This is a genomic window from Chroococcidiopsis sp. CCNUC1, from assembly GCF_023546805.1.
Lineage (GTDB): Bacteria > Cyanobacteriota > Cyanobacteriia > Cyanobacteriales > Chroococcidiopsidaceae > Chroococcidiopsis > Chroococcidiopsis thermalis.
In genome coordinates this window covers 2364127-2384488 of sequence record NZ_CP097480.1, presented here as the reverse complement: position 1 = coordinate 2384488, position 20362 = coordinate 2364127, and the positions used below count along the sequence as shown (strand labels likewise).

At 41.4% G+C, this 20362-nt stretch carries 17 protein-coding genes; 8 read left to right on the top strand and 9 right to left on the bottom strand.

Translation table 11 applies throughout. The features are described 5' to 3' along the window. The first annotated feature begins 16 nt into the window (after nucleotides 1-16). Together M5J74_RS11160 and M5J74_RS11155 are read left to right on the top strand one after the other, a co-directional pair. Nucleotides 17-1033, top strand: coding sequence for a polysaccharide pyruvyl transferase family protein (locus tag M5J74_RS11160; protein WP_250016645.1), 1017 nt, complete (start codon nucleotides 17-19; stop codon nucleotides 1031-1033). A 256-nt stretch (nucleotides 1034-1289) separates the two neighbouring features. Continuing rightward, nucleotides 1290-2123 (top strand): glycosyltransferase, encoded by an 834-nt coding sequence (locus M5J74_RS11155; protein ID WP_250016643.1) that lies wholly within the window; start codon nucleotides 1290-1292, stop codon nucleotides 2121-2123. 15 nt (nucleotides 2124-2138) lie between these two features. Here the strand turns inward: M5J74_RS11155 and M5J74_RS11150 are convergent, their stop codons facing one another. Next, a complete protein-coding gene (locus M5J74_RS11150; RefSeq protein ID WP_250016640.1) occupies nucleotides 2139-3644 on the bottom strand; it encodes a DUF4832 domain-containing protein in 1506 nt (501 codons plus the stop codon). A gap of 816 nt (nucleotides 3645-4460) precedes the next feature. Between M5J74_RS11150 and M5J74_RS11145 the strand changes: the two genes are divergently transcribed. Beyond that, on the top strand, nucleotides 4461-5087 hold the full coding sequence (locus tag M5J74_RS11145; protein WP_371934029.1) for a sugar transferase: 627 nt from the start codon (nucleotides 4461-4463) through the stop codon (nucleotides 5085-5087). A 245-nt stretch (nucleotides 5088-5332) separates the two neighbouring features. On the opposite strand, the gene M5J74_RS11140 is transcribed toward M5J74_RS11145, so the two are convergent. Continuing rightward, nucleotides 5333-8932 carry an AMP-binding protein gene (locus tag M5J74_RS11140; protein WP_250016635.1) on the bottom strand — a complete coding sequence of 1200 codons (3600 nt, stop codon included), beginning with the start codon at nucleotides 8930-8932 and terminating at the stop codon, nucleotides 5333-5335. 374 nt (nucleotides 8933-9306) lie between these two features. Between M5J74_RS11140 and M5J74_RS11135 the strand changes: the two genes are divergently transcribed. Then, nucleotides 9307-10725, top strand: a complete 1419-nt coding sequence (locus M5J74_RS11135) for a 1-acyl-sn-glycerol-3-phosphate acyltransferase (protein ID WP_250016633.1) — start codon at nucleotides 9307-9309, stop codon at nucleotides 10723-10725. A 125-nt stretch (nucleotides 10726-10850) separates the two neighbouring features. Continuing rightward, complete coding sequence (locus tag M5J74_RS11130) at nucleotides 10851-11033, top strand: hypothetical protein (RefSeq protein ID WP_015154178.1); 183 nt, start codon at nucleotides 10851-10853, stop codon at nucleotides 11031-11033. 225 nt (nucleotides 11034-11258) lie between these two features. Here the strand turns inward: M5J74_RS11130 and M5J74_RS11125 are convergent, their stop codons facing one another. Both M5J74_RS11125 and M5J74_RS11120 read right to left on the bottom strand, forming a co-directional pair. Further along, on the bottom strand, nucleotides 11259-11708 hold the full coding sequence (locus M5J74_RS11125) for a PleD family two-component system response regulator (protein WP_015154176.1): 450 nt from the start codon (nucleotides 11706-11708) through the stop codon (nucleotides 11259-11261). A gap of 365 nt (nucleotides 11709-12073) precedes the next feature. Further along, complete coding sequence (locus M5J74_RS11120) at nucleotides 12074-12721, bottom strand: hypothetical protein (protein WP_106168296.1); 648 nt, start codon at nucleotides 12719-12721, stop codon at nucleotides 12074-12076. 484 nt (nucleotides 12722-13205) lie between these two features. On the opposite strand from M5J74_RS11120, the gene M5J74_RS11115 reads away from it, so the two are divergent. Beyond that, the gene (locus tag M5J74_RS11115; RefSeq protein WP_041462430.1) at nucleotides 13206-13685 is read left to right on the top strand and encodes a hypothetical protein; all 480 of its coding nucleotides are present in this window, start codon (nucleotides 13206-13208) and stop codon (nucleotides 13683-13685) included. 57 nt (nucleotides 13686-13742) lie between these two features. Then, complete coding sequence (locus M5J74_RS11110) at nucleotides 13743-14390, top strand: hypothetical protein (protein WP_250016630.1); 648 nt, start codon at nucleotides 13743-13745, stop codon at nucleotides 14388-14390. A gap of 230 nt (nucleotides 14391-14620) precedes the next feature. Here the strand turns inward: M5J74_RS11110 and M5J74_RS11105 are convergent, their stop codons facing one another. From M5J74_RS11105 to M5J74_RS11090, 4 genes are all read right to left on the bottom strand, one after another. Next, nucleotides 14621-15694 (bottom strand): hypothetical protein, encoded by a 1074-nt coding sequence (locus tag M5J74_RS11105; protein WP_250016627.1) that lies wholly within the window; start codon nucleotides 15692-15694, stop codon nucleotides 14621-14623. An 11-nt stretch (nucleotides 15695-15705) separates the two neighbouring features. Further along, a complete protein-coding gene (locus tag M5J74_RS11100) occupies nucleotides 15706-16827 on the bottom strand; it encodes a hypothetical protein (RefSeq protein ID WP_250016625.1) in 1122 nt (373 codons plus the stop codon). Between the two features lie 86 nt (nucleotides 16828-16913). Next, the gene (locus M5J74_RS11095; protein ID WP_015154171.1) at nucleotides 16914-17684 is read right to left on the bottom strand and encodes a hypothetical protein; all 771 of its coding nucleotides are present in this window, start codon (nucleotides 17682-17684) and stop codon (nucleotides 16914-16916) included. A gap of 18 nt (nucleotides 17685-17702) precedes the next feature. After that, a complete protein-coding gene (locus M5J74_RS11090) occupies nucleotides 17703-18551 on the bottom strand; it encodes a hypothetical protein (RefSeq protein ID WP_015154170.1) in 849 nt (282 codons plus the stop codon). Nucleotides 18552-18737: 186 nt separating this feature from the next. Between M5J74_RS11090 and ispF the strand changes: the two genes are divergently transcribed. Continuing rightward, nucleotides 18738-19217 (top strand): 2-C-methyl-D-erythritol 2,4-cyclodiphosphate synthase, encoded by a 480-nt coding sequence (gene ispF, locus M5J74_RS11085; RefSeq protein WP_015154169.1) that lies wholly within the window; start codon nucleotides 18738-18740, stop codon nucleotides 19215-19217. Between the two features lie 66 nt (nucleotides 19218-19283). Here ispF and arsS read toward each other — a convergent pair whose 3' ends face one another. Next, a complete protein-coding gene (arsS, locus tag M5J74_RS11080; RefSeq protein WP_371934028.1) occupies nucleotides 19284-20282 on the bottom strand; it encodes an arsenosugar biosynthesis radical SAM (seleno)protein ArsS in 999 nt (332 codons plus the stop codon). Nucleotides 20283-20362 lie beyond the last annotated feature (80 nt).

The window sequence follows — 20362 nt, the reverse complement described above, 5'->3', positions numbered from 1 at the left end:
AAGGAGGCATCTCTTCATGAAAGCTCTTGTTGCAGGTTGGTTCAGTTTTGAAAGATGTAATACTACAGCTGGCGATTTGATGGCAAGAAACCTTGCCTGCGAATGGCTCGAATATGCTGGTTATACCTATGATGTTGCTCTTGCTGCTCCTTTCGTCGGTGGTGTTGATTGGCGTTCTGTAGATCCCAATACATATTCGCACGTCGTGTTTGTTTGCGGTCCTTTTCCTCTTAAAACATACGCGACTGGATTTTTGCATCACTTCAATAACTGTCACCTCATCGGTCTTAACCTATCAATGATCGAACCACTTAATATTTGGAACCCCTTCGATGTACTGATAGAAAGGGACAGCTCTGTTGCTGCACGCCCAGATATTACCTTTATTTCGCGCCAAGCGAAAGTACCTGTTGTGGGTATTATCTTGGTTCATCCACAGCCGGAATATGGGGACAAGGGCAAGCATCAAGCCGCCAATGATGCAGTTAACCGACTAATTGCCTCCCAAGAAATGGTGGCAGTGCCTATCGACACAGGCTTAGATCCAAACACTACGAATCTTCGCACTGCAGCCGAAATCGAATCCATAATTGCCCGTATGGATGTGGTCGTAACCACACGGTTACACGGTACTGTATTAGCCCTCAAAAATGGCGTTCCTAGTATCTCAATAGATCCAATTTCGGGAGGGGCTAAGATTCTGCTTCAGACAGAAAAGATTGGCTGGCCTATAGCTTTTCCTATTGATAGCTTGTCAGACGAGATGTTGCAGCAAGCCTTTAAATACTGCCTATCAGAGGCAGCAAGAACTCAAGCCAGAGAATGCCGAGACCGAGCTATTAAATTAGTCGAACAAGTACGCAATGAATTTGTTTTAGCTTTGGATTTATCTAATTCATCAAGTGTGAGAGTCCTCTCCGACGAAGTATTCAACAGATATAAATACTTTTCTAGTAAGTGGTCACAGCGATGGGAGCAAGCAATTCTTATAAGATATAAGATATCTGATAGTATAAAGTGTCTCTTTAAGTAGCTTTTATGCACTTAACAACTTAAGCATTCAAAGTTGTTATACAAGGGAAATATATTATCCATGTCTTCATTATTATGAAACGAGCTTTCACTAGATTAGAAGAATGTGAGTTAGGGTGATACACATCTTTGTATTTTAGTATATTCAGTTTAAATTTTATGCCAACTATATCTGCTATCATTCCTTTCCACAATGCTGAACGTACAATTTAGCAACTCTTAAATCAGTTCAGCAACAAACCTTTTCAAGTTTTGAGTTGATTGTAATTAACGATAGTTCTACTGACCGAACTCTAGAATTACTCCAAAGTGTCAAAGATGAGCGTTTGAAAATTTTTTCTTATGAAAATAGCGGACTTCCAGTAGCACGAAATCGTGGTATTTCTCATGCTGCTGGAGAATTTATTGCCTTTCTGGATGCAGATGATATGTGGACAGCTGATAAACTCGAACTGCAACTAGCTGCTTTGCGACAGCATCCAGAAGCAGGGATTGTATACAGTTGGACTTCTTATTTCATTGATGGGCAAGAAGAATCTATATTCCCATATAATCCTATATTCTTTGAAGGTAATGTTTATGATAAGTTGCTGGTCAATAATTTTATTGCCAATGGCTCTAATATTTTGGTTTGTAGAAAAGCTATTGAGTCTGTAGGAGAATTTGAACCTACCCTTAAATCTTGTGAAGATTGGGACTTTTATATACGATTAGCAGCTAAATGGCATTTTGTTCTTGTACCTAAGTACCAAATTCTTTACCGCCAGTCTTCATCTGCAATGACATCCAAAGTTGAAGTCATGGAAAAAGAAGCTCTGAGAGTAGTTGAAAGGGCATATCAAGCAGCTCCACCCGAATATCAATTTCTTAAAAAACAGAGCTTAGCTTGGGTATATGAATACTGTACGCAACAATACTTAAAATATAGTACCGATCTCAGTGGAGTTAATCAGGCTGGACAAAAATTATGGAAGGCAATTTGTCTGCATCCACAAATTTTGTTAGGAGATTATGCCCAAAGTTTGATTAGGTGGCTGCTCAAGAAGTGGATGCTGGAAATGAAGTCAGCAGTGTTGAATAACATTTTCTAGTATCGACTTTTACTTCTACTCTATATTAATATAACCAATTTCATAGAAGTCATCGTTTCCTTTCAACTCATCCTTAAGCGCCAATTCTATTGGTCTTTTTGTCTTATTTCTCTCCTCCACAAGTGCAATAGCTACTTTGTACTCACCCGCCGCTAATGTTTGAGGAACATTCACAGAATAAGTTTCTGCTACAGTAGTTCCTGGCAACCAAGATTTATTATTAGATTCTGTCAGGTATTGAGTGTAAGTCCCGTTGGTTCCCTTCAATGCCAATTTTAATTTATACCTATAGTAAGCAGGAGCAACACCGTGATTTTCCCACTTTAACTTAAAACTGTGCCTGCTTCCCCTCATCAGACTACTGGGAATCTCAATACTTTTAAGAAAGTACCAGTAACCCATCTTATTTGCAAGTTTTCTTGCCAAAGTAGGATTTTCTTTTAACCATTCATCCGCATAACCATGATAACCAACGAAAGTGGCATGAGAGATATCTATAGCCCCCTTTAATAATTCTCCACCCTTAATTGAGCCATCAACTCCTATCCAATCGTTATCCTTCTTTTGTAGATGATAGTGTTGCAATTCTAAAATAGTAGGTCGATGACGAAAGACTTCATTGAATAGTTCAGGGCTTTGTACTGAATAGGTTGAAGGAAATGTATCAACGTAGTACGATACATTCACGCTATCATCTCTAAAAGTAATTTTATTTTGCAGAATGTAATCCTGTAACTGAGAACCGTTGTTGTCTCTCCTATCATTCACCCATCCGTCCGCGATAACAAGAGTACTTTTTAGATAGTACTTCTTGTAAATATCAATATGTTTCTTTAAAACATCAATAGGGAAATATCTTCGACTTGAAAATGAGGTATGTCCTTCTCCCCAATCTCCATAGCTACCGATGGTAATATACTCCAACCAAGGTTTTCCAGCATAGCGTGCTGCAAAGGCTTTGTGAAAATTTTCTAGTTTAGCAAGAAATATGGGATCTCCATAGTCTGGTTCCCAGGCATTGACTCCCCAAGCATCATAATAAGCTCCCTTTGCTCCTGCCTTTTTTACCCATTCTGGGGTAGCATAAACCATATTTGTCTCTTTTGCAGTGATACAAAAAGAGATTGAGTAACCTTTCATTGTCCATTTATTAATAACATTATCTATAACTGACCAATTAAATTTTCCTGCTTGAGGTTCAAGATAACTCCATGCTAATCGAAGATAAAGATGGTTCATACCTGGAAAATTTTCCAAGTCTGAATCAGACTTCGTACCGTATTCCCAAAGCCCGTTATCAAAATAATGGTGATACCAGCCTTTATGAGGATTCTTTAATACTTTTTCTGAATCCCAGCTTTCCGTTAAATCAATTGACTGAGTTGTTCCTAATAAATTTTTACAAGTTGACGTAAAATAAATAATTATGAGGATCGAGATAAGACAATTAAAAAGTATCAAAGTTTTTTTCGTTAACTGATTAACCTTGCCTCTACGCTTTCTTTCAATGGCAGTTGTCATTATATACTCTTCGACTTACTCTGAGTTTACCATCACTAGTGTTGCCTTAAGCTAGTTTTGTAATTGTTTATGGGTACGTAGATATAGATTATCTGAAGACAACTATGCTAAAAGGACAAATACTTATTTTTCTTAATAATAGGTAGATTGTATTTCGGCGATTCTTAGAGAACTATATCAGTAGCTCGTACATTGTATACAAGTCAACCTATTTACATAATTAAATTCTATCATAGCATTTTTACGATTGTGCCCTTGACTGATTAAGTGACAAACAAGTTTAACATTTGTTAATGATTGAGGTTCAATCGAAGCCGAAAAGATAAAAAAGATTTTCTAGAACTTTTTCTCAGTTTGGCTAACTCACACAGAAACGAATACAAATCATACAACTTCTATAGTAAGTCATACCTAGTTTTATACGCGATCGCAAACAGCCTATTTGCATACTTGAATTAGCAAGAACTAATATCTTAAACTTCTTGTGACTTTCAAATAAAATCTATTAACGAATGTTTTAAACACAGCATTTTCTTAGTGTAATTAGGATATAACCTACCTAATTTAGAAAACATAACTATTGTATAGGCTAATAACTTTATGAACAGTAGCAAATATCGTAATTCCAGAAACTTAGCAACAATTATTTCCTTTAGCTTTAATTTCTTGAATTTCAAGAGCTGGAAAATTATTTCTAGAGATAGATATAAGAATAATGAAACAAAAGAGTCAACGACTGAAGCGATCGCCTCATCTTACTTCCCAACTACCTACTCCAATGCTTCTCAGTTCCTAAATAGTAACCACATTGCCCCTATGACTAAAAAATTAGTAGTGCATCCCTCTACTACTAGTCGTATCAAGCGCCTAACTGACATTTTGGGAGCTATAGTTGGGCTAGGAATTACCGCCGTCGTCGCGATTCCGATAGTCGTTGCCATGCAAATAGATAATCCTGGTTCCATCTTTTACAGCCAGATTCGTTACGGCTTGTACGGTCACCCTTTCCGAATTTGGAAATTCCGCTCAATGATACTTGATGCTGAACAATTGCAGCATCTAATCAAAAATGAAGCTCAAGGACAGATTTTCAAAAACTCAAACGATCCACGTATTACTCGTGTCGGTCGTTTTTTGCGCCGTACTAGTTTAGACGAACTACCACAGTTTTGGAACGTGTTGCTGGGGCAGATGAGCTTAGTCGGTACTCGACCACCTACAGTGAATGAAGTCGAACAATACAAACCTCACCATTGGCAACGGTTATGGGTTAAACCAGGAATAACCGGTGAGTGGCAGGTAAATGGACGTTCCAGTGTCAAAGATTTTGAAGCCATCGTGCAGATGGATCTAGATTATCAATCTAAGTGGTCTGTTACTTATGATTTATATTTGTTATTAAAAACAATACATGTTGTTCTTACTAAACGTGACGCTTGCTAAGTAATAGCTTATTATTACTAGTAGCTAAACATCTGCCAGTAAATGCTTTCTTAAATGTAAAACATTGTTGAAGGGTGACAAGCTCAAATATATACTTGAATGCAGCAAAGGACTTTCACAGCATGAAATACGTGTACGTGAACTGCTTTTAGCTTATAACCAAATGTATACCATTGCTTTTTGTTCTGGAGCATAAGGTGTAAAGTGAAAAACATGCAATCCATTATAACTATCCTCGCTACAACCTAATCTATCGATAAAGTAGCATCTCTTTGTGACTTCTCTAAACAAACTTGAAATTCTTCGGCTAGCAATCGAACGTTTGGCTCTCGCATCATGTCTGCATGGAAAACAGGGAATTTATAAAGATAAATCCCATTAGTAACTACGTTACTCCAACCTAATTCAGAGTCGCGATCCAAACCTGGATAAACTTGATTAGAGATAAATAAATGTAATTGACCTTGTAAGGTTTTAGGAATATAGGCTTTGATTGCTTTACTATTAGCTAATTCAACATTCGCAAGGTTCAAAGATGGAAGGTTTTGTTGCAAAAAACGGAGATAAAACTTGTAGACAATATTCAATTTACCTACTCTTAAATGCCATTCAATTTTTTCTCTAAAATAAACTTTTTTGTTTTTGCTACTCAAATTAAAAATATCCTTCATGTAATAACAAAATCGGCTTGCGAATGAAAAGCATTGGTTCGACTTTACTGGATCTGAGAATAATTTAAGAGCATATGCGTTCACACTATCCAATAAAGCTAATAATGCAATTTTATGCCCTTTGCTATTCAATTGTTGAGCAATTTCAAAAGCTACCATACCTCCAAAAGAGTAACCGCATAAGAAGTAGGGACCTTCGGGTTGAATAGCTTGTATCTCATTTACATAGAGAGTCGCCATTTCTATAACTGAAGTAAGAGGAGCCTGTCTTCCATCAATTCCTAATGCTTGTAATCCATAGTAAGGCTGATCCGGCTTTAAATAACGTATTAGATTTTTATAAAATAAGACGTTACCCGAAATATCATGAATGCAGAAAAGAGGAAGCTTTTTGGAGTTACCTTGTTGAAGTGGAATTAGCGAATGCCAAGGCGTACTATTATCATGCTGACGTAGTAAATTAGCTAAATTTTCAATTGTTTGTGTATCTACAAAGATTGATGGGGATAACTGTTTGCCAAAAGCTTTCTCAATTTCTTTTAGCACCTGCATACCTATAACCGAGTGACCTCCCAAGTCAAAAAAGTTGTCTTTGATGCTGATAGGTTGAATGCCTAAAACTTTTTCCCAAATTTTCGTTAGCTTCAGTTCCAATTCATCTTGAGGAGCTACATATGTTTCTTTTGGTTCTTGCCTAACCTGCACTGGCGCAGGTAGTGCTTTGCGATCGACCTTATTGTTTGGCGTGAGGGGAAAAGCCTCTAGCACGACAAAGTTGGAGGGAACCATGTATTCGGGCAATCGAGCGAGTAAGTATCCTCGCAACTGTGAGTTAGCAGGCTGTTGTCCTGGCTGTGGTAACACGTAGGCAACTAGGCGCTTGTCACCCGGTACATCTTCGCGAACCACGATCGCTGCTTCTCGAACTGCCTCGTGACGACTTAAAATTGTCTCAATTTCGCCTAATTCGATGCGATAGCCCCGCACTTTCACTTGAAAGTCGATCCGACCGAGGAATTCTACATTGCCATCTCTGCGGTAGCGTACCAAATCTCCTGTGCGGTAGAGACGGTCTGCCGGATTTTGGCTCAAAGGATGGGGAATAAACCGCTCTTGAGTTAACTCCGGTCGATTCAGATAACCGCGAGTCACACCTTCGCCCCCAATCAGCAGTTCGCCTGCAACTCCCACGGGAACAGGTTGTCCGTTCCGATCTAAAATATACAGCTCAGTGTTAGCGATCGGACGACCGACGGGAACGATTCCATTTACTTGCGTCAGCGTATGAGTTGCCGACCAAATGGCAGTTTCTGTAGGACCGTACATATTGTGAACTTGTCCCGCCACGATCTGCTGGAGTTGGAGCGCCAAGGCTTCGGTCAAAGCTTCGCCGCCAACCATCATCTGACGCAACTGTTTCATCGCTTTGCGAGTAGCAGTATCGGCAATCAACAAACCTGCCATTGATGGAGTGCATTGCAGGTGTGTCACTTGATGGCGCTCGATCAGTCCTGCCACAGAATTATTCTGTGTTGCAACTTCAGTCATAGGCAGATTGGACTGCTCCTTCACGCGAGCGAGTAGTGGCAGTTGGGACAAGACTAGATCGGTGTTAACTGGCACGTCTGCATTTTGGAGCGATAACGGCTTGGCAGCGGTACGCTCTTTCTTGGCATTGTAGATGACGACCTTAAACCCCCGTACCAGTGTCCAAAATAGCTCTAAGACCGAAATATCAAAGGACAAACTCGTGACTGCTAACCAGACTCCAGGTGGGTTATGTTCGATAACTCCATCCATTCCAGTAAAGAAGTTAACTACGTTGCGGTGTTCTACCATCACACCCTTGGGCTTACCTATAGAACCAGAGGTATAGATAACGTAGCTCAAGTTTTCTGGTTTGACTCCACTATTAGGATTGGCGATCGCCTGTTGCTCAATCTCGTCCCACATCGTATCGATGGGGATAACATTGACATGTGGCTCGACAACCAAATTGCTAATTAACTTTTGCTGTGTGACGATAACAGGAGCTTGAGAGTCCTGCAACATGAAGCTGATGCGCTCTGGTGGAAAGTCTGGATCGAGGGGAACGTAAGCACCGCCTGCCTTGTGGATTCCTAGCAACGCCACCATCATTAAGAGCGATCGCTCTACATGCAACCCTACGAGAACATCGGGACCTACGCCTTGTTGTTGTAAATAATGAGCTAGTTGATTGGCTTTGGCATTCAACTCTGCGTATGTCAAATGTCGATCTTCAAAAATTGCAGCAACCCCTTCTGGATTTTGTACTACCTGCTGCTCAAATAACTGATGGATGCATTTATCTCGGGGATAGTCTGTTTGGGTATTATTCAATTCTACAAGTAGCTGCTGTTGCTCTTGTGGATTTAATAGAGATAATTCAGAAATGGGCTGTTGTGCGTTAGCAACTATACTTGCTAGTAAAGTCTGAAAATGACCGTTCATCCGTTCAATTGTGTCTGAATCAAATAAACTAGCGTTATATAACCACCTTCCCCTTAATCCATTACTATTTTGTTTTATCAATAAAGCTAGATCCGCCTTTGCTGTGTTATCTTCTATTCCCCAAAGACTTGTAGCTAAGCTAGAAAGTTCGATGTCTTGTAAAAAAACATTTTCGTTAAAGGTCAATGTTACCTGGAATAGAGGTGAATAACTTGGATTTACCTCCATCTGTAATTTTGATATCAAGACTGAGAGAGGTACAATTTGATGATTTTGCGCTGACAAAATAACTGCTCGTACTCGCTCTAATAATTGCTGAAAACTAGGGTTTCCAGACAAATTTGTGCGAAGAACTAGAGCATTAATAAAAGTTAAGTCTATTGATGAATAATTCTGTTTAACAACAGGGGAACCTACTACGATATCTTCCGTACCTGTATAGCGGTAAAGCAAAGTATTCAATGCCGCTAATAAAGTTGTAAATAAGGTGACACCTTCCTGTCTGCTCAACAAGCTGAGTGCGGTTGTTAGTTTCCGAGACAGCACAAACGATTGAGAACTACCTCGATAAGTTCGATCTGTGCGTCGCGGTCGATCTGTAGGGAGTGATAACAAAGGTGGTAAACCTGCTAATTGTTGTTTCCAGTAGGTTAGGGAAGACTGGATCGAAACCGATTGCTCAAAATCTTTTTTAGTGAACATAATACTTTCTTGACTATGTTGTTTACTCGGTCTTTACTATTTTTAAAATGGTGTATTAAAATGAAAAGTTCACGAAGTTCAGGTATAATCGAAGATGAAACTTAGACACTGATTCATTGCTGTTGCTCGGTGCTTGTTGCTCTGTACGCTACTTATAACAGTATGCAAACCGATTGTTAGCGATCGCGTTCAGGAATATGTATAACTTGATGTATGCGTTGTATGTTTTCTGCTCAAACAGTAAGAATAGGATGCGCGATCGCCCGTATTCGGCAACATTAGGAAGTATCAACTCTTTTGACTTCAGCTACTCAACTTAACTTTCAGCACGAATGGTTTAGCATAAAAGCAAGTGGGACTTCAAAGGTTTGTTAATGGTTCGCGCCCAACCTTCGCTAGAATTTATTCCTCCAGCTCTCAATCCCTTTGTTCTGCGGGGAACTCAACTGCTGTTACCTGTCCTGCTGCGATCGCAAACAGCGATTACTCACATTCAAGCAGAGAATACAGAAGTGTTAGTCGATCTTTATCGCGCTTTTGGGGCTGGTAAAACTCGTTTTATCATGGCGTTCCGGCATCCCAGCCCTGACGATCCATTTTGTATGGCATACCTGCTGCATCGTCTAGTCCCACAGGTAGCACGCCAACAGCAAATATCGCTGCCACGTCCAATTCACGCACATTTTCTCTACGATCGCGGTATTCCTTTGTGGGCGGGAGCGCATGTGAGTTGGTTATTTTCCAACTTGGGTGGCATTCCCATTCATCGAGGCAAGGTCGATCGGCTCGGGTTGCGAACAGCTCGAAATTTGTTCGTCAACGGCAGTTTTCCCATGGCAGTCGCTCCAGAAGGAGCCACTAACGGACACGGTGAAATAGTTAGTCCTTTGGAACCTGGAATCGCTCAATTAGGATTTTGGGGCGTTGAAGATTTGCTGAAGGCTGGACGCGCCGAACAAGTTTTCATCGTGCCAATTGGAATTAAGTATTCCTACGTTCAACCTGCTTGGCAACCTATAGAAAAGTTATTGAGCGAATTGGAAGCAGATAGTGGTTTGAAGCAAGGGGGGGAAAAAGAAAAAATTGCCTCAATGGATGAAGCCCTGCTCTACCAACGACTTTATCGATTAGGCGAACACCTGCTGTCCTTGATGGAAGAATTTTACACTCGGTTTTACCGTCAAACATTGCCAATTTCAGTTAATGCAATTGCTACCGATACAGTGTCAGTAGAAAATACTTCAGGATTAAAACGATCTAGTTCCGAACGAGATTTTGCAGCGCGGTTGCAGGCACTCATGGATGCGGCATTGCAAGTAGCAGAGCAGTATTTCCACTTCCAACCTCAAGGCAGTACAATCGAACGCTGTCGTCGTTTGGAACAAGCGGGCTGGGATTGGATTTATCGAGAAGATATTAAGCAAGTAGAAGCCCTGTCTCCTGTAGAGCGAGGATTAGCCGATCGCATTGCCCAGGAAGCTAACCTGAGAATGTGGCACATGCGACTCGTAGAAAATTTTGTCGCCGTCACCGGCAAGTACGTTCGAGAGAAACCGACGATCGAGCGGTTTGCCGAAACAACTTTGTTGATGTGGGAAACAATCGCCCGAATTAAAGGTAGTAGTACCGTTCGTCGTCCTCGACTGGGTAAGCAATCAGTACAAATGACAGTAGGCGAACCAATTTCAGTTTCAGATCGTTGGCAAACATATCAAACTAGTCGTCGCAGTGCTAAGCAAGCTATTACAGATCTGACAAGAGATCTGCAAACTGCTTTAGAACAAACGATCTAACCTGCTGCTTAAATCTCCTCAAGGCGATCGCTCCTTCAATTTTTACTTTTTATTTCAACACGAGTCGTCTCTGAAAAATATCGATAATTTAAAGATATATCTCTTCTAAAGTCAAGGAGGAGGAGATGGCAGAGCAAGACTCACATTCTAAGTTCTGGAATTCTGATTTTTGGGATAAATCTGTCCGAGCAACTCTAAGCCCGGTCATGCACAATCCCAGGCTGACACCAAAAATTTTATTTCTTTTGGCTGTAGTACCGTTTACCGTTGTTATCCTCGTGTGGGTGTTGACTCTGCTTGAGCAATAGAACCAGGTAAGTTACGAGCTTGGTTGGAGGCGATCGCCATGATGGGATTGGGACTATTTTGGTTTTTTGTGTTCTGCTTTATTGTTCTGATGGGCTTAGCACTTTTAGCGGAAGTCTTGTTTTACAACGAAGAGCAGCACTTTTGATAGCATGTCTAGGCGTTTAAGCCACGCTCCTATGCTTCTACGCCGCTGCGAAGCATTGTACCGTTTTATTTTTTTCGATTTACTGACAAATAACAGAGAAGCTGCGGGAATTTCTTTGACTACTCAGAGGAAACGGGGAAGCAAAGATCGCTTCTACTTGTGGAATTAATTCCTCCCACTCAATTGGCTTGTGGACTATTCCACTCACTAACTTCTGACATTCAACCGAAATAGAATCGCGACGACTAGGTGCAACTAGAATAACTGGTATGCGATCGTTGCGATAATTTTGACGCATACAGCGCGCGACTTCCATCCCATCTATTCCTGGCATCATCAGATCGAGTAAAACTAGGTCAGGCTTTGCTCGTTCTATCTGGGCGATCGCTGCTGCTCCCGAGTCTGCAAGTATAACTTCATAACCTTCAGCCTCCAAGATAACCTGGAGTAACAAGGCGTGGTCGTAAACGTCATCGCAGACAAGAATACTTTTAGTACCGTTCTTTTCAAAACGAGTAGATAAGTCCATCAGATGAAAATCTAGATAAATTTAATGTGTTAAAAACAGGCTTTATTAAACTACGGTCTTTGATATTTAAATTCCGCTATGATTCAATAGCTATAATTACTTACCAATAAAACTTAATATACCTCTTGTTCCAAAGCGCTCTGAGGATAAATTAAGATTATTTTAATAATAGAGCGATGCAGCAGGGCGATCGCCACCTTGGGGTAGTAACCCAATTTTGGCAAATCAGCTCGTAACTGTACTTAAAAAAATAAGTCCGCACCTGCGAACTTATCAACCTTCACTCAAATTGACTTTTTTAATTCATTGCTCTCACGGAAGGTCTATACGAATTGCAATAGGAACTTTTATGTCTACTATTTTTCCTATCTCACACTAGACTCTACATAAGTTTTCCGAGGGCTACGCGCTCCAACAACAGCACCAATCAGCGAGGCAATTAAACCCAGTAACGAACCAAATACGAACCACCACAAGCTTCTAGCAGTAGCATTAGCAATATCACGAGCTTGTTCTGCACTGATATTAGGTAGGTTTTGCGGATTAACCCCTTGGACTTGGTTAGATATGACTCCAGCCGCATTGGAAGCAGCAGAAGCTGCCAAACCAAAAGCTCCCGTGACTCCAGAGGTTACTAGCCAAGAGCTAAGAGCTAAAGTAGTCGCCCAAAGAATTGCACCGTTAAGTAGAGCTGTACTGCGATTCATTGGTCCACAGCCACGAGCTGTCACCCAGCCACCAATTAACAAAGAAATTAACAAACCAATAGCCGACCAAATTCCCACGTTACCAGCAACATCAGCAGCGTTTGTTCTTGGTGCGCCAGAACCCGCAATGCTGGTTGCGCCAATCGCTGCAAATAAAGCACTTAAAATCAACTGAGTTGCTATTGCAATTACGATACCTGAAATAATTGGACCCCAGCGAATGCGATCGTGGTAATCGACAACGGGAGTGTTGGTAACGGTGCGTTCAGAAACAGCATCGTTAGTTGGTCTATTGACGTATGCCATATTCTAATTTACTTCCTCGATCCCTTAGAACTTAATGCTTATTTCTTTTTATGTAATAGGGATGTATTTTTAAATTTAAATTGAAATCTATAACTTTGCTATCTATCAGTAGAAATATCCCTATAGAATTATTCAATTTTTCTATAAAAGATCTTGCTAGCAAGGCTTTGTGCTAGATTGCACAGTGCATTTGGGCAAGAAGATTGACTTATATGAAAGTAAGTCGCGACGTAGTTTTAATTCCCCACTTCAGTACGTATTTCGATTGATACGGTAGCAGTTACTACTTCTATCGCTGGCAGGATGGCTTACCCCAATTATTGAATCATGATGAACGAAATATTGCAGTTGCGTTGTTGAGGCAATCTGTTTGTAAATAGTGTTGCAAACATTGCTCAAACAAGAATTTTTCCAACAGCGCGAATTTACAAAACTGCTATATCCCTCGGTACAGTCTAGCTAGATCGGGAGAAACAGAAAGTCTATGGAAAAAATCCACCCCCGCCGGAAGTGGACGCAGATAATGGCACTGGTGTTAACGGCATTACTGACACTGCCAATTCTTAATGCTTGTGGTGGCAGTCCGAACACGTCTGCACCTCCGCCTCCTGTTGCAGATAATGTTGGTAGAACGCAAACCTATCCTTCAAACCAACCCCAAGCAAGAAAGGGGCTGTCTACGGGACAAAAAATCGCGATTTTGGGTGGGGCTGCTGCACTCTACTACATCTACAATCAGCATAAAAATAGGAAAGGGCAAGGACCGCAAGGACAATACTACCTCTCCAAAAACGGGAGAATTTATTATCGCGATGCTCAAGGTCGTCCTCATTGGGTCACGCCACCACCAGAGGGAATTCGAGTTCCAGAATCGGAGGCGAGGCAGTACCGCGACTTCCAAGGATATAACAACAGATCGACAGGTCGCGACTTGACCGACTTGCAGCCAGCGCCAGCATTGTGACACTCGCGGCAGCAAAGGTATAGAACAGCAAGTGAAATAAAACAGTAGGAAGGAAAAATGAACTTTTTACAAAATATGTTTGGCGGTCAGGATGGAGAGCGAGACTACAGAGACTTCGTGAATCGATACGAACAGGGTTTACCGCACGAAGGCTATTCAGACGACGAAGTTTATAATCGATATCAACAAGTATCCAGACACGTACCTCCTGATATTTACCAAGAGTCCGCACAAGAAGCCTTTAGCCGCATGTCTCCACAAGAGCGGATGCAGTTTGGTCAATATCTTCAGCAGCAGGCGCGGGGGCAAAACTACGATTTTCCCGACCTTAACCAAGATGGCATAGACGATCGCCTCCAAGACCCCAACTATCTCGCCCGCGCAACGGGTAATATTCATCAGCAACAACCAGACCTACTCGGTCAGCTAATGGGTGGTGCTACGGGAGCTATGATGGGTGGTCAAAGAGGTGGTAACTTATTTAGCAATCCGTTAGCAAAAGCAGCGATGGCTGGGATTGCAGCGATTGCTGCCAAGAAGATGATGGGTGGTGGTAGATCGACAGATTACGGACAGTACGGCAATGTCCGCCCCGCTAGCGAAGACCCCTACGGCGATCCAGCGGATTACGGCCAGTACGGGAACGTTCGTCCCGCTAGCGAAGACCCCTACGGCGACCCCGCAGATCGCCGAGGATTGTGGTAGTAACATCACGTCCGTTCAAATAACCATATCACCGTAGGGGCGGGTTTTCACAGAGATTTTCAGACATAGTACCAATATCTCAATAAACCCGCCCTTACAGAATTTACGGTCAATCAACCGAATATGAGATAACAAGCCAAATTTTAGATAATCGAGTAGATGGCGATCGCATCATATTTTCTCCCTTTTGTATTGCTAAAGCCGCCACACATGACGTATTATTCTCCCAGTTAGTAACCATCTACTACAAGCGGTTTTTGCTCGTCGAGCAGTTTTTGTAATAACTGAATACCTGTCGGAGTCCAATAGTACCTTTTTCTTGCATCGGTGTGATAGTGAATGTCGATTGCAAAGTCGGAGGCGTGTTTGGCTTTGGTTTTGGTCAGCCATTCTGGTGAAACTCCTAGACGACGACTGACTTCTTTTGTTGGTAAAGAGTTTGCCGGAATATCAGATAATTTTTTTTGTGATTTCAAACTTTTTTCTGATTTTAGACAACATAATTGCTCGATTCCCGCTTCCATCCAATGCACGATTCCCGCTGTATCTTTGTAGTAGTGAATGTCAGCTAAGAATCGGTCTGGATGCTGGTATCGTTGAGCGTGACACCAACTCAAAGAACACCCCAGTTGAGCGGCGACTTGGGCAGTTGTTTGGGTTTTTGGCTGGGACGGTTGTAGCTGGACGGAGGTTTGAGCGCAATCGATTTTAGGAACAGATGGATTTGCTAATTCAGTTGATGCAGTAGTAACGTAACTCAAGTCAGAAATTTTGCTTTCCTCTTGTCCTCCATTGCGTTTATCGATGATTTTTGGTTGATGAATGATAGGGTTTGTTGGAATTTGAACTCGATTTATTTGTTTCAACCGATTGAATATAGGTGCGATCGCCTGCACAATTGTTGACTTCAAGTTTTGCAACTGCAAGCCTAAATTTCTCAAAAGTGAATGACAGGCTTTCAAGAAATTATCTTTTGTACTATTTACCCAGTTCAGAAGTTTCTCTGTTTTTTGCTTCACCAAAGTTCCAAACTGAGTAGGGATTGACGATATTTTTGTACTAGTATTATGAATTGAGCTAACTGGTTTGATGTATTTTGTATAGTCTGACTTAAGCGATCGCGGGTCCCATCCTCCTATCTTTTTTGGAGATGTAGCTAAAGGCTGAACTGGTTGAATTTCACTTGAAAGCGCAGTTATTTTCACTACTGTTTCTAATCGATCTTCTCCTTGCGCTTCAGGAGATTCTCCCACTGCTAACAAAGGGCGATCGATCGCCCGAGCGACTCCAGGAAATGCTCTCATAGCCCCCCTTTTTAAGGGGAGCCACTTGCGTGCGGAGGTGTCCTCCGTTGAGCAAAGTGGCGTGGGTTGGGGGATCTTTCCTTCAACCAAGAAACAATCGAATTGAGCAGTTGACTAGAACTAGAATGCCGCTCGACTGAATTTTTATGATGCGATTCTACCCACTGTTCGGTGGAGAGAACTGTTTCTAAACTGGGGATATTTTTAAACTCTTTAAATCGGCAAATCTGCTTCATCTTTCTTATCAATTCTGGAATCGGATCGCAGAATTGAGCTAAATATTTGAAAATATCTGCTGTATCGGGATTTTGAAAATCTGACCGTGAAAATAGCAACCCTTCTCTAGCATCTAGTTGATAAACTTCCCAGAGTTTTTTATCTTCTGCCAAAGCCAAAATAGATAAATAGATTGCCAATTGAGGAAAAAAATCAATCTCCAAACATCTTTTTTCTAAAGATTTTCGCAAAGGGTGTTGGTAATCAGACAATCCTTTGATATTATCATCAACTGAGTGGCGATCTTCTGAAAAGTAGAGACTGTCATAATCAATGAGTTTGAGCGAAAACTGTTGAAAAGATTTAACTACCAAAACATTACCATGTTGCAGATCGCCGTGAGCAATACCAGCATCGTATAAGTTTTTACATAATTCACGCCATCGCTCTGCCAAAGAGAGTAAAACATTTCTTTTCCCAAGATTTGCTTTAATAAACTTTTTTAAATTTTCCCCTTCTACCCATTCCATTTTCAAGATTGGGTAGCAATCGCCTTGTACTCTAATTCCTGATTCTAAAAAGGTAGATTCTACAAAATAATTTCGACATGAACTATTTTTTAATCGGATTAAAGCCTGTTTATAGTGATTTTTGACCTCAAAGTTACTCCGGTAGAAACATCTCACTGCCCAAAGTTTGCGAGGTGATGGAGTTTCAAATTTAAAAGCGATCGCGAAACTTCCAGCAGCCGACCAAATATCTTTAGTACCATCAGGCTTAATTCTTTCTACTGCTTTTCCCGCGACCAAGCTTGCATCCAAATCGCGCTCAATTTTGGTTTGAGGATCTTTTTTACGAAAGGCAAATTGAGGATTGCGAATTGCGCTACAGTATTCCGAACGGCTGGGGTATTTCATAATTCAGTTGTCAGTTATCAGTTATCAGTGACTAGTGGCTGGTGACTAGCGACTAGCTGAAGAATTCTACTACTAGCCACTAGCCGCTAGCTACTCACTTTTATTACTACTAATGTCGTATCATCATTTTTAATCAGTTTTTGTTGTCTGAGTTTGTTGATAAAGCGATCGAAATCCTGCTGTTGGTGAAATTGAAACGCTTTTTTCCAGTCTTCTCCTTGGGCTTCATAATCTGATATAAGCCATTGAGATAAGGCATCTGTTGCTAGTAAAAAGATATCTCCGTACTCATACCATCCTGCGGCAAATTGAGGCGGAAATGAAGTGTATTCCGGTAAACTTTCAAAACAGAGTGTTGTGCTTTTAAAATCTCGTGCAGCGGTCATAGGAAAAGTGAGGAGATTGCCAGTCTCCTGCTCTAGTTTAAATAAACAAGTATCTCCTACGGCGACAGCTTGCCATTGGCTTTTGGGAAAATCTTCTAAGTTTTGTAGCTCTAAGTTTTGTAGTTGCAACCCCAAAAAAGTAGCTGAGCCGCGATTTTTGATTTCCGAGCCTCCTTGCCACCATTTACGATTAGGAGATTGAAGTTTAGTTAAGTAATATTGTCGCCAAATTTCTTGAGATGGCTGCAACCAATCCTCATGCGATCGCCGGATACTCTCAATCGGGTTTTCTGCTACATGACAAAAAGATTTGACGAGAATCTCCGCCCATTTTTGCGGGTATAGCGAAGTACTAGCCCCGTCTGCTAGAGCTACTAAACTACCATCGGGGCTGTTCTCAAAGCGATCTTGAATGTTTTGCTCTAGTTCGCCAACTTTAGGTAGAGAGAAATAGCGGATTTCATAAGACATTGAATTTAAGTAGATAATCTACCCGCGAAATTCTGCTTTTGTTCCTATTTCTAATAGTTGAATCAGGGTTTCGAGTTTGGCATTATACACAAAACCTTTAGCATATGGAGTTGGATTCAACCCAGATGCCGCAGCTCGTTCGAGCATATTTGGGGGCAATTCGCTAGAAGTTTCAAATAAAAATTGAGCGTAACTATCTCCCTTGGGTAACTGGGTGGGAGCAGCGGGAAGGACGACTTCTTGTGCTGCATTGCCAGAGATATGAGCGTTGAGTAACAAAGTCTTGCCATCATCCGTTTCTAGTCCTGCGAGTGCCTCAGCTGCTTTGCGGGTTGTGGGTAAGGAGTCGGCTTCACCATCTGTAATATTAATTACAACAGGGGGAAAGCTAGAGGGATGCGTTTCAATCCAGTCTTGGACTAATTGATGCGCCATTTCAAATGCTTCTGTCATAGGAGTTTCTCCCACCGCCGCAGGTTCGATCCAGATCGGAAATTGGTCGTCGATTTCTACTAATCCGCCTGCTCCATCCGATACTTTTCTTTTGATAGTTTCGACTCGCAAGCAATTTTCAGTCAGTTCTTGAATGGTGACAACTGGTTTCGCGGCTAATGTTCCCGAAAAAGCATTGACGGCTGCATCTTTTAGCTTGCCATAGCCCAATACTGAGATGTCGCAGCTATTTTTAATGTCCTCGCCATCAGTACAAGCTAAGACTGTCTCGCGCAATACCCGATTCACAGCCTTAGCGCATTCTTTCGATTTCGTGCCTGCGGAACCAAACGGATAGCACATAGAGAAAGATTGATCGATTAGGATGACTAGGTATCCCGGCGTAGCACGACTAATTTCTTGGGTGTAAGACATAGCAGTTAAGTCCCAAAGATTTGTGGGAGCGATTATACAAAATCTCCCAACTTGGCTAAATGACTGACTGCGCCTGGTAGATTAGTGTTGGCGATCTAAAATCTCTTTTTGGCGATCGCAAAGTTTTAAAGTTGTATTGCCAATAATTAACAACTCAATTACATATATTCACAGGAAATTCATTCTATGCAAAAAATTCGCATCGGTAACGGCTACGACATCCACCAACTAACTACAGAACGCCGTTTAATTTTGGGAGGGGTAGAAATTCCGCATGAATTGGGATTGTTAGGACATAGCGATGCTGACGTACTCACCCATGCAATTATGGATGCCATGCTGGGGGCGCTGAGTCTGGGAGATATTGGCTTGTATTTCCCCCCGTCCGATCCGCAATGGAAAGGTGCAGATAGTTTGGTACTGCTGAGTAAAGTCAACCAATTGATTCAAGAAAGGGGTTGGCAAATTGGTAATATCGATTCCGTAGTCGTAGCAGAACGCCCAAAACTAAAACCTCATATTACAGCCATGCGCGATCGCCTTGCCACCGTTCTGCAAGTGGAGCCAGAACAAATCGGCATCAAAGCGACTACCAACGAAAAATTAGGTCCCGAAGGACGCGAGGAAGGGATCTGCGCCTATGCTGTGGCTTTACTGGTGCAGTAAGGCAGAAGTCAAAAGTCAAAAGTTAAAAGTCAAAACTCAAAAGTAATTCTCCCTGGTCCCTGCTCCCTACTCCCTGCTCTCTGTCAACGCTCCACCACAACTGGAACCGCTCCCAGCCGTGCAGCCGTAACAATAGGGTGCGGTTTGAATTTCATCGATTACGCCTAAAGTCCCTGCTGCCAAAATTTTCGCTACTGTTAAAGTTTTCCCAGCACGAGTTTTGGCAGGTAAATTCATCATTTGATTAAAATCACAGTCGTAGATATTACCTAAGTAATCTACAGAAAGTTCGTCCCGACACATTAAGTGTTCGACTGTATTCGGATTAAAATTAGACTCTAGAAATTCCAAGTATGAAGCGTACAGTTTTTTTCTTTGTAGGTGTAGCAGCGTGCGCCCTACTGGTAAGTTAGTAATTGTAAATAAGTTATTGAATGTGATTCCAAAATGTTCTTGCAAAAAGATTTTATAATCCTTTTCTAGCTTATGTTGGTCGGGAGTCAGAGAGAAGCGATCGCTGACTGGTAGTTGAGGATTATATACCAAGTCGAGAATTAATTCAGGCTCTTTACCATAACCCAACCGATTTAGGGTTTGTATTGCTGCGATCGAAGCGTCGAAAACTCCTTGTCCTCGCATTTTATCCACATTGGTAGCCATATAGCAGGGGAGTGAAGCAACGATTCTCGTTTGATGTCGAGTGCAATATTCTGGCAAATCTTCAAAACCAGGTTCAAAGTAAATCGTTAAATTAGATCTAACAATAACTTGCTTACCATGTTGGCGTGCGGCTTCAACTATAGGTTTAAAACCGTAATTCATTTCTGGAGCGCCACCAGTTAAATCAACAATTTGAATTTCAGGAAATCGTTCGATAACTTGAATTAATTGACTGCAAATTACGGGTGAAAGTTCCTCTGTTCGTTTTGGACTTGCCTCAACATGACAATGAGTGCAAGCCAGGTTACAGCGCTTACCTAAATTTATTTGTAAAACTTTGATTTGACTTTTAGTTAAAGGCGTTTTTAATTTACGGGCGAAAGGTGTAATTGATGTTTGAATCATGATTTGAGCGGTACTTTTCTTTTGCGATCGATAGTTAATGGTCAATTTTCGATTCATCTCAACCATCAACCATCAACCAT

Coding starts and splice junctions, on each gene's coding strand:
- M5J74_RS11160 (WP_250016645.1), top strand. CDS start 17: ATGAAAGCTCTTGTTGCAGGTTGGTTCAGTTTTGAAAGATGTAATACT.
- M5J74_RS11150 (WP_250016640.1), bottom strand. CDS start 3,644: ATGACAACTGCCATTGAAAGAAAGCGTAGAGGCAAGGTTAATCAGTTA.
- M5J74_RS11145 (WP_371934029.1), top strand. CDS start 4,461: ATGACTAAAAAATTAGTAGTGCATCCCTCTACTACTAGTCGTATCAAG.
- M5J74_RS11140 (WP_250016635.1), bottom strand. CDS start 8,932: ATGTTCACTAAAAAAGATTTTGAGCAATCGGTTTCGATCCAGTCTTCC.
- M5J74_RS11135 (WP_250016633.1), top strand. CDS start 9,307: ATGGTTCGCGCCCAACCTTCGCTAGAATTTATTCCTCCAGCTCTCAAT.
- M5J74_RS11130 (WP_015154178.1), top strand. CDS start 10,851: ATGGCAGAGCAAGACTCACATTCTAAGTTCTGGAATTCTGATTTTTGG.
- M5J74_RS11125 (WP_015154176.1), bottom strand. CDS start 11,708: ATGGACTTATCTACTCGTTTTGAAAAGAACGGTACTAAAAGTATTCTT.
- M5J74_RS11120 (WP_106168296.1), bottom strand. CDS start 12,721: ATGGCATACGTCAATAGACCAACTAACGATGCTGTTTCTGAACGCACC.
- M5J74_RS11115 (WP_041462430.1), top strand. CDS start 13,206: ATGGAAAAAATCCACCCCCGCCGGAAGTGGACGCAGATAATGGCACTG.
- M5J74_RS11110 (WP_250016630.1), top strand. CDS start 13,743: ATGAACTTTTTACAAAATATGTTTGGCGGTCAGGATGGAGAGCGAGAC.
- M5J74_RS11105 (WP_250016627.1), bottom strand. CDS start 15,694: ATGAGAGCATTTCCTGGAGTCGCTCGGGCGATCGATCGCCCTTTGTTA.
- M5J74_RS11100 (WP_250016625.1), bottom strand. CDS start 16,827: ATGAAATACCCCAGCCGTTCGGAATACTGTAGCGCAATTCGCAATCCT.
- M5J74_RS11095 (WP_015154171.1), bottom strand. CDS start 17,684: ATGTCTTATGAAATCCGCTATTTCTCTCTACCTAAAGTTGGCGAACTA.
- M5J74_RS11090 (WP_015154170.1), bottom strand. CDS start 18,551: ATGTCTTACACCCAAGAAATTAGTCGTGCTACGCCGGGATACCTAGTC.
- ispF (WP_015154169.1), top strand. CDS start 18,738: ATGCAAAAAATTCGCATCGGTAACGGCTACGACATCCACCAACTAACT.
- arsS (WP_371934028.1), bottom strand. CDS start 20,282: ATGATTCAAACATCAATTACACCTTTCGCCCGTAAATTAAAAACGCCT.